A 9,829-nucleotide genomic window follows, 5' to 3' on the forward strand; every position below is an offset into this window, starting at 1 on the left:
TTCTTTTGTAAGCCGCATGAACAAAGGAGCCGCCTGTATTGTTGCTAATCTGGAAGAAGGGGAAAGGGAAGTCAGCGAACGGGGAAAAACGACAGCTATGGTCCGCCACGCAAAAGATACTATCAACCGCCTGTTGTCTGCCGCCGGTATTACGGTGAACGGACATCAACCATGGGATATCCGGGTACATGACGACGCGTTTTACGGAGCAGTACTCAGCAAAGGTTCTCTTGGCCTGGGAGAATCCTATATGTACCAGCAGTGGGATTGTGAACGGCTGGATGATTTTTTTACAAGAATATTGCTCGCTGACGCAGATAACCATATCAAAAAGAATTTCAGGTTTAAGGCAGATATTTTACTCGCCCGATTACTCAACTACCAGACACCTTCCAGGGCCTACCGCAATGGCAGCGCACACTATGATACCGGCAATGATCTTTTTGAAGTGATGCTGGATAAGCGTATGACTTATACCTGCGCTTTCTGGGAAAATGCCAATACCCTCGATGCGGCACAGGAAAATAAACTGGATCTCAGCTGCCGCAAGTTACAGCTGCGTCCGGGTATGCATGTGCTGGACATCGGTTGTGGCTGGGGAAGCTTCGCAAAATTTGCCGCGGAAGAATATGGCGTTAAGGTAACCGGCATCACCATTTCAAAGGAGCAGGCGGAACTGGCGAGGGAACGCTGCAAAGGCCTGCCGGTCGACATCCGGTTGACCGATTACCGGATGGTGCACGAATCGTTCGATGCAATTGTTTCCCTTGGAATGTTTGAACACGTAGGCTATAAAAACTATGACAGCTATATGCGGATGGCGCATCGTTGTTTAAAGGACGATGGACTCTTCCTGCTGCATACCATTGGTGGTAATACCGCTCATACCTTCACCGATCGCTGGCTCAACAAATATATTTTTCCGAACGCCATGATCCCCACTATCCGCCTCATCGGACAGTTTATTGAAGGACTGTTTGTAATGGAACACTGGCAGAATTTCAGCGTCGATTACGACCGAACCCTGCTGGCCTGGTACGATAACATATGGCAGAACTGGGATCAGCTAAAGGCAACCTATGACCAGACATTTTTCCGCATGTGGAAATATTATCTTTTGTCCTGCGCCGGGTCGTTCCGGGCCCGTAAAAGCCAGCTATGGCAGATTGTGCTTTCTAAGAACGGGGTGCCGGGGGGATACCGGTTTAAAGAAGCATAAAGTATAAAAAGGGCCTTCCGGTCACTTGCAGGACAAAACACCCCTGTTGCAGATAAACCTCTCCTTGTTGCGGGTTATTCGTTACATGAAGGAAAGCGGTATAGTACTTTTGAAAAACAAAGGAAGTATTTATGACAGCGTATTGTCTTGAAACCGCACAACTTACCCATTACTTCCCTCATAATGAAATGGGGTTGGATAATATTTGCCTGCAGGTGCCAGCGGGGGCCATTTATGGTTTCCTGGGGCCTAATGGCGCCGGTAAAACCACCACGTTGAAACTCATATTGGGATTACTGCGAAAGCAGCAGGGAAGCATCCGGATATTTGGAGAGAGTTTCGATACCCACCGGGTGGCTATTTTAAAACGCGTGGGTTCCCTGATCGAAAGTCCTTCTGTATATGCTCATCTTACCGCCGCAGAAAACCTGCGGTTATTACAGAAGATCTATCAATGCCCTGCCGCCAGGGTAAGAGAAGTACTGGCACTGACGGGATTATTGGATACGGGTGCCAAAAAAGTACAGCGCTTTTCCCTCGGCATGAAGCAGCGGCTAAGTATCGCCATAGCCATGCTGCATAACCCTTCATTACTAATCCTCGATGAACCTACCAATGGACTGGACCCTGCCGGCATTATCGAGATGCGTGCTTTGCTCCGTCAGTTGAACCAGGAAAGCAATATTACGATAGTTATCTCCAGTCATTTACTAACAGAAATTGAGAAACTGGTTACGCATGTAGGAATTATTAATAAAGGTAAACTGCTTTACCAGGGCGAATTGCATACGCTGACCGGGCAACGCGCAGCGGGTTCCAGGACGGTCATCGACTGCAGTGACGCCGCCCGTTCACTTACGTTGATCCTCGAAAATGGCTGGACCGGCGTATTGGAGGAAGGTAAGGTTTTACTCGAATCCGTGAGCAGGGAGGGACTGGCAGATATCAACCAGCGGTTGGTGATGGCTGGTATCCAGGTGTATGATATGAATACCAGGAGAAATGACCTGGAAGATATTTTTATGAACCTCACCAATAATTGATAAAATGACCCTTACTTTTTTGAATAGTTTTCAGAGTGAATGGATGAAGCGTACCCGTTCAGCAGCGGTGTGGCTCACTTTAGCCGGTGGCGCCTTTTTGCCGGTTATTATTTTGCTGCAGCGTTTCTATTTTTTTGACACGCTGTCAAAAGATAACAGTGATCCAAAAATATGGGAACAGCTTTATGGTCGAAGCTGGCAGTTTATGGCTACCTTTTTATTGCCTATGGGTGTAATACTGGCTACCAGCCTGATTGGGCAGCTGGAGTACCGGAATAACACCTGGAAGCAGTTACATACTACGCCGCAGTCACTGACCACTATTTTTTTCGCTAAACTGCTGGTGATCCTCATCATGTTGTTGCAATTTTTCATCCTGTTTAATATCGGTATTTACCTGGAGGGACTGATCCCGGCCTTGCTGGTAAAAAGGGTACCTTTTCCCGCGGAGCCATTTCCCTTTATGAAATACCTGCTGGGTAATGGAAAATTCCTGTTGACCTGTTTACCGGTGGTGGCCCTGCAATATTTACTGAGTTTGCAATACCGTAATTTCCTGGTGCCGGTGGGAGTGGGACTGGGTATTTACATTTTTGCCATAATGGCTGCCCGCTGGAAGTATGGCTTTATAATTCCTTACATTTACAGTGTTTACAGTTTGAATGGGCAATTTGAAGAGCGGATCTACCTATGGTCAGTTGGATATTTCCTGGTCACCACAATAATAGGATATCTACTTTTTATCTATAAAGAGGAACGGGGTTAAAATGAAAAGGTCGGTTATTTATTTGCTACATACCGGGTATTGGCTGCTTTATGCGTTGCTGATATCAACTTTTGTGCTGCTGATGTCGAAGGGGCAAATGCCTTTGCACGCATGGGTAAATACGGTTTTTTTTTCGCCGCTGGCCTTGTTTTGTTTTGTACCGGGTATACTTGGTTTTTATTCTTTCTACCATATTTTATTTGATCGTTTTTTATACAAACAAAAATACCTTGCCTTTGCGGGGATGACCGTTGTGCTGGCCGTATTGGCGGGATGTATTACATCGTTATTATTGTGGATGCCATTCGCCCATGGGAACCAATCGTTAAAACTGAGCGAACTATTGATCATGAGCCTCTTCCTGTCCGTGTTGGCGGGTATCCATGGCGTCATTGCTCTTGTGTTGAAAGGGTTTATCAGCTGGTCCGGAGAGATGAAATTAAAGGAAGAATTACACAGAAGAAATTATGAAACAGAGCTGGCATTGGTAAAATCCCAGATCAACCCGCATTTCCTTTTTAACACCATCAACAATATTGATGTACTGATTGAGAAAGATGCGGTTAAGGCTTCTATGTACCTGAATAAATTGTCGGGTATCATGCGTTTTATGTTATATGAAACCCGGGACGACCAGATTCCGTTACAAAAGGAAATTGATTACCTGGATGAATATATTGCGTTGCAAAGAATCAGGAGCGCCAACAGCGAGTACGTGGAGTATAGCATTACAGGAGAGCCGGGAAACCATATGATTGCGCCTATGCTGTTTATTGCCTATGTTGAAAATGCGTTTAAACATGCCGCACCCAGAAAGGAGGGGCCGGCAGTGAGTATTTCCTTGTCTGTCAATACGGAAACGATCCGCTTTGCGTGTGAAAATAAATACCGTCGTACATCTCCCATAAACCGCGTGCATAACGGTTTGGGGAATGATCTGTTACAACGCAGATTGGCGCTGCTATACCCCGGTAAACATGAGCTGGATATTTCCGATAGTGGAGAAATATATAAGGTGACCCTAACACTGAATACCCATGAAAATTAACTGCGTTATTATTGAGGATGAACCGCTGGCACAGGAACGTATTAAAGGGTATATGCAGAAGTTGCCTTTTCTTCACCTGATGGCGGCTTTTGATAATGGGATAGATGCGCTGCTATACCTGCAGTCTAACCCGGCGGATCTTATTTTCCTGGACATTAATATCGGGGAGATATCCGGCATACAATTGCTGCAGGCTATGCATACCAGCACAGAGGTAGTTATCATCACCGCTTACCACGAATATGCCCTCAAAGGCTATGAACTCAACGTTACCGACTACCTGCTAAAGCCTTTTACTTTTGATCGTTTTTTACAGGCGGTGGAGAAGGTGAAAACTAACCTGTCACGTCAGGGTAACAGCGCTGAAAAGAAATTTATCTTTATAAAAACCGAATACCGCCTTGAAAAGCTCTTGTTAAGAGAAGTATTGTATATAGAGGGGATGCGGGATTACCGGAAAATTCATACTATCCACAAACGGATTATGACACTAAAAACTTTTCGGGAATTTGAAGCGGATATACCGCCGGCTATTATATGCCGGGTACATAAATCGTTTATGGTGGCTATCGACAAAATTGATACTATTGAGAAGGATGGGATTAAGATAAGGGACCAGGTGATTCCTCTATCTGATACGTATAGGAAGCGATTTTATGAGGTGATTACAGCTGTTAGCCGTTAGGTTTTAGTTAACGCCGGCGGCGTTTGTCCACCCCGCTTTGTGGAAACCGGTGGCCAAAGTGTGGCTCCCGGAGGCTTTATTTTCTCAGTTGTGTGCTGGTGCAAAACTTGTACATTACATTATAAAATAAACACACCGGTTATGAAAGCATTGAGCGACCATCCCTCAAAAAACTTCTTTGAAAAAATGGCCAGTAAAGTAGTCGCCGCTACGGGAAGTCCCTGGGCATTTTTTGTGGCCCTGGGGGTTATCATCGTTTGGGCAATTACAGGGCCCCTGTTCCATTATTCTGATACCTGGCAACTAGTTATCAACACCGGTACCACCATTATTACTTTCCTCATGGTATTTATTATACAGAAGTCGCAGAATAAAGATTCTAAATCGGTGCAGCTAAAGCTCAATGAGTTGATTGCTGCTAACAAATCCGCCAGCAACCGGTTAATTGATGTAGAGGATTTATCGGAGGAGGAGCTGGATATTTTGCATAAATATTATTGTATTATGGTGGACGAAACGAAAAAGAGGGTAAGTATGATGGAATCGCATTCGGTGGAAGAAGCGATTGGTGACGCGCTGAGCAAGCATGAGGAAGATCTGCTTACCCGGAAAAAGAAAAAGTAGGAGGGCTGTATTGGTGTAGCCTTTGTAGCGTTTTCAGGAAAATACGTTGTACTACCCATCCGGGGCGCCATTCAACAGGTAGAGAAAGAATAATACCGCCCGTTTATAACAGGTTTTTCAGCCTGTTAAGTACCGCTCTCATGTCAATCCCTTTACCCAGTAATCCTTTCAGCAGATCGCCTTCCCGGGCGAGCCGCTGCGGCATATTATAAATATTAAAGTCCGATACCTTCAGTCCTCTTTTTACTTCTTCCCAATGTAACGGTGCGGAAGCGGTGGCGCCGGGCCGGGGTCGAAGCGAATAGGCTGATGCCATGGTCTGTATCTGCCTATTCTGCAGAAAATCGAGGTAGATCTTTCCTTTTCGTTTAGCCGGCGTTCTCAGTACGCTGGTAGTAGCCGGCAGCCGTTTGTTGGCGATGCCCACAATCAGCTCTGCCAGCATACGGGATTGTTCAAAGGTATATTTTGCACCCAGCGGAATGAGTATGTGCATGCCTGTAGCACCGGATGTTTTTACGAAAGAAGGGACTCCGATTTCATCGAGGATATTCTTTATTTCAAGGGCGGTGTCAATGACCTGGTTAAACGTATTGGTGTCGGGGTCCAGGTCTATGAGACAATAGTCAGGGCGATCGGGTTTGCTGACCCTGCTGTGCCAGGGATTTAATTCTATACAGCCTAAATTGGCCATATATAACAACCCTGCTTTGCCGGTACATACCATAAATTCTTTGGTATCCCCGTCTGAGTCGCTGGTATAGGGGAATCGTTCTATCCAGGCGGCAACTTTATCTTCCACATTTTTCTGATAAAAACTAAATCCTTTGATGCCTTCCGGAAACCTGTTCAGTGATTGTGGCCTGTCTTTCAAATAGGGAAGTATATAGTCCGAAATAGCCGCATAGTAGTTGATCATATCTCTTTTGGTGATGCCCTCTTCCGGCCAGTATAGTTTGTCGAGGTTAGTAAATTTCAGGAGCTTGCCGTCGACTTTTATTTCTACCTGTTTTTCATCTTCCGGGAGAAAGGAAGTCGCGGCGGTTGTTTTTACGGCTGCGGTTTTACCTGCTGTGCCGGTAGTTTTGCTGGTGGGCTTTTTGGTGAGGGGAGGGTTTACCACTTTTATATTTTTTTCGTCTGCTGCTTTTTTATCTTCCCGGAGTCCTAAAAAAATGGGCTGTCGCAAAATTCCATCTGCGGTAGTTTCCGCAAATTTCACTTCGCACACCAGCTCCGGTTTGAGCCAGGTGGCAGGCATATTTGTTTTGGGTGCCGGCTTGAACGGACAAACGGCTGTGATCAGTGGCTGGAATTTTATAAAGAGTTCCTTCAGCAATTTTTCATTAAATCCGCCGCCGGTATGCCCTATATACTTTAGTTTGTTGCCCGTATATTTACCAAGGATGATGGCGCCAAAATGTTTGCGGCTGTTTCTGCCGGCGGTGTAGCCACAGATGATGGCTTCTGTTTGCAGGTTGTTTTTTATTTTCAGCCAACTGTCGGACCTCCTGCCCATGATGTAGCTGCTGTTGGCTGCTTTGGCCATAATCCCTTCCAGTCCGCGGTTAATAGCAGCCTGGTAAAATGCTGTTCCCTGTGCGGCGATATGATTGCTAAAGCGTAACTGGTCGTTGCTCTCCGGGATAAGGTATTGCAGCAATTGTTTCCGTTCTGCCAGCGGAAGATGCGTGTAGTCTTTGCCGTTATACCAAAGCAGGTCAAAGAGATGATATACAAGATGTGCGCTTTTTCCGTGTTTGACATAATTCTGCAGCGCCTGGAAATCAGGGTTTCCTTTATCATCGAGGGCTACTATTTCTCCATCTGTGACTGCTTTTATCTTCCATGCTTTCAACGCGCCGGTGATCACGGCAAATTTGTTGTTGAAGTCCACCTGGTTGCGGGACAGCAGCTCCACGTTACCATTGTTAAGATAGGCGATAGCACGGTAGCCGTCCCACTTGATTTCGTATAGCCAATCTTCCTTATCGAAAGGCTTCGGTGTTAAAGCGGCCAGCATAGGCTTTACATTTTTGGGCATGGCTGCTTTTTTTCCTTTTTTTATGATACCGGAGATATCTGCCGCTTCGTCTGCTGTTGTTATCGGGGGAGCTGCCACAGTGGCTTTTTTCTTAGCCGTTGCTTTTGCGGCCGGTTGTTGCCGGTTGCTTTCCCATACTTTCTGCGGATGTTTGGCTACCTGTTCCAGTGTTTTGCCGGACATTACGGATTTATTTTTCGTCGTGATATCTCCTTTCACTGCGTAGCGGTCTTTTAGCTTCATCAGCAGCCAGGCATTGTCGCCTCTGCCGGTTGCCTTAACGAGGGCGAAGCTGCCTTTCAGTTTTTTCCCTTTCAGCGTGAAATGGAGCCTGCCGCTGTGCAGCTGATGCAGCAGGTCTTTCGTTTGTTTCTTTTTGTCGGCGCCGGCATCTTTTTCGGGTATATATTCGCCCCTGTCCCATACGATCACGGTGCCCGCACCGTAATTCCCGGGCGGGATGGTGCCTTCAAAGTCTTTATAATCGTAGGGGTGGTCCTCCACCTGCATCGCCAGCCGCTTAATATCCGGGTCCATCGACGGACCTTTGGGTACCGCCCAGCTTTTTAGTACGCCCTGCATCTCCAGCCGGAAATCATAGTGAAGATGGGACGCATGATGTTGCTGCACCACGAAATGCAGCGCCTCATCCTCAGCTGAACCGCCAGTAGGTTCCGGTGTTTTGGTAAATGTTCTTTTTTGCCTGTATTTTTCTAAACTCATGAGCGGGCTGGTTTAGACTACCCGAAATATAACCTTTTTTGGGGTATAATGGTTCGTGCAGCAGGATATCGAACAATGGAATCAGCCATGTCAGCGGAAAGAAGCGTACTGATTTAGCGAAGCTGTAATTTATTAACCCAGGTGCATCAAAAAAAAGTTCTTGCCCTATAGTTTTGCAGCTGTAACCAATTTACACTGCAATGCTTTTATTTAATGTTATACTGATCATTCATTTTTGTGCTTTTCTTTTGTATTTATGCCGGCTGGCATTGCTGTTCCCCGTAAAGCATCCGCCGAAAGATAAATGGGGGCTGCCATTAGGGATTACGATCCTCCTGACCGGCATATTACTCGTATGGTTAAAATATCCTGTGGTTAATTATTATAAAGTAGGCCCTAAGCTGGGACTCTTCGCAGTGGTGACCGTTATTAATGCAGTTCATGATAAAAAGCCGCTCAGCAGAACTGCTTATTTTCTTTTACTGGGTTGTACATTGCTGGCAGCCTTGATTGCCGTTATAAAAGTATAGCCGCAGGTTAGCTGCGATTTTTAGAATATGCGAAATAAAAAGGGGCCTTTCCGGTGTGAAAAGGCCCCTTTTTTATTATAGCGGCAATGCCGATTTCTTGATATCAACTACGTGTGTTTTTGTCCACCGGTCATGCCATGGATTACAATGATAACCCAGTCCGCTGAATCCATTAAACGGTACGGCACGGATCAGTCCTCTCAGGAAAGCTTTGCGGGCATCCACGCTAACGCCGTCTTCTGTTACGGCTTTCGTTCCGGTAACCAGTTTACCCAGCGAGCGGCCCTGGAAAATAACTTCTATAGTACCCATGTAAAGCCCATACATCAGCAATGATACCAGTCCGTTATCGACATACACAAGAATGGAGTTTGTAAACTCCGGTGCAACTGATGCCAATGCAAAGAAGAAACAGAATATAAAAGCGTAAAATGTGACTACATCTATCAGGTAATTGGCGAAACGTTGTCCTGAACTGGCGTGATGAAGGTTTACTTCGTCTGTAAAAATTGAGGTTTCGATAAGTTGTTCCATAGTATAAAGGATTTGGGATATAGGTGTAAGTGCTAAGATAGCGGTTTTTTCGGGTGTATAGGGAGGTTTTTGCGGGAACTTATCATGTTTCCGGGTAGCCTCGGGTAGAGGTCAATGTAATTTCATTCTTGCTAGAAGAAAAAATAGACTCCCGTCTTGCGTTTTAGTGCTTCTTCAAAAAGGGATTTAATTTGCTTCACCTTGTCAATAATGGTTATGGTGAAGATCTCACTTGCCAGTACTTTTTCTAATTTTTCCTTCTCTTCTACAGCTTCATCTTCATAATTATCGATATTCACCTCTGCTATATTATTTATAAGCTCAAAAAATCCTGTTCCCCACAACTTCTTAAACTCAGTTTCGTCTAATACCAGTTCTATTAATTGTTCTGATGTCGCCTTATCATAATCCAACGCGCGTTTTGCCTCCTGGTCTTTAGGAACGACGATTGTTTTATATTGCATTAATGATGAGTATTGTTAAAGTGAGTAACTATTCTATTCTGGCGGACTATAATATTTCGTTGACCATAAAATGTTTTATAGTTTCGAGCCAGTATTGTCCGACTAAAATAAATGTTTAAGGCATAAAAAAGGGGACGAAGCCCCCAATA

10 protein-coding genes are annotated in these 9,829 nt (G+C 45.3%); 7 read left to right on the plus strand and 3 right to left on the minus strand.

Features of this window, described 5'->3' with window-relative positions; all coding sequences use genetic code 11:
• The 6 genes from cfa to KE626_RS34300 all read left to right on the plus strand — a co-directional run.
• Positions 1-1,219: cyclopropane fatty acyl phospholipid synthase (gene cfa / locus KE626_RS34275; protein WP_346344519.1), on the plus strand; the 1,219-nt coding region annotated here is incomplete at its 5' end.
• Positions 1,220-1,350: 131 nt separating this feature from the next.
• Positions 1,351-2,262, plus strand: coding sequence for an ABC transporter ATP-binding protein (locus tag KE626_RS34280; RefSeq protein ID WP_211977634.1), 912 nt, complete (start codon positions 1,351-1,353; stop codon positions 2,260-2,262).
• A gap of 4 nt (positions 2,263-2,266) precedes the next feature.
• The gene (locus tag KE626_RS34285; protein WP_211977636.1) at positions 2,267-3,028 is read left to right on the plus strand and encodes an ABC transporter permease; all 762 of its coding nucleotides are present in this window, start codon (positions 2,267-2,269) and stop codon (positions 3,026-3,028) included.
• Between the two features lies 1 nt (position 3,029).
• On the plus strand, positions 3,030-4,076 hold the full coding sequence (locus tag KE626_RS34290) for a sensor histidine kinase (protein WP_211977638.1): 1,047 nt from the start codon (positions 3,030-3,032) through the stop codon (positions 4,074-4,076).
• Positions 4,066-4,761, plus strand: coding sequence for a LytR/AlgR family response regulator transcription factor (locus KE626_RS34295; protein WP_211977641.1), 696 nt, complete (start codon positions 4,066-4,068; stop codon positions 4,759-4,761). Before KE626_RS34290 ends, KE626_RS34295 begins: the two co-directional genes overlap by 11 nt.
• Positions 4,762-4,902: 141 nt before the next feature.
• A complete protein-coding gene (locus KE626_RS34300) occupies positions 4,903-5,385 on the plus strand; it encodes a low affinity iron permease family protein (RefSeq protein WP_211977643.1) in 483 nt (160 codons plus the stop codon).
• Between the two features lie 103 nt (positions 5,386-5,488).
• On the opposite strand, the gene ligD is transcribed toward KE626_RS34300, so the two are convergent.
• Positions 5,489-8,152, minus strand: a complete 2,664-nt coding sequence (gene ligD / locus KE626_RS34305) for a DNA ligase D (protein ID WP_211977645.1) — start codon at positions 8,150-8,152, stop codon at positions 5,489-5,491.
• 200 nt (positions 8,153-8,352) lie between these two features.
• On the opposite strand from ligD, the gene KE626_RS34310 reads away from it, so the two are divergent.
• Positions 8,353-8,682, plus strand: a complete 330-nt coding sequence (locus KE626_RS34310; RefSeq protein ID WP_211977647.1) for a hypothetical protein — start codon at positions 8,353-8,355, stop codon at positions 8,680-8,682.
• 75 nt (positions 8,683-8,757) lie between these two features.
• On the opposite strand, the gene KE626_RS34315 is transcribed toward KE626_RS34310, so the two are convergent.
• Positions 8,758-9,216, minus strand: coding sequence for an RDD family protein (locus tag KE626_RS34315; RefSeq protein WP_211977649.1), 459 nt, complete (start codon positions 9,214-9,216; stop codon positions 8,758-8,760).
• Positions 9,217-9,347: 131 nt separating this feature from the next.
• A complete protein-coding gene (locus KE626_RS34320) occupies positions 9,348-9,680 on the minus strand; it encodes a hypothetical protein (RefSeq protein WP_211977651.1) in 333 nt (110 codons plus the stop codon).
• Positions 9,681-9,829 lie beyond the last annotated feature (149 nt).

This window comes from Chitinophaga hostae (assembly GCF_018224885.1).
Lineage (GTDB): Bacteria > Bacteroidota > Bacteroidia > Chitinophagales > Chitinophagaceae > Chitinophaga > Chitinophaga hostae.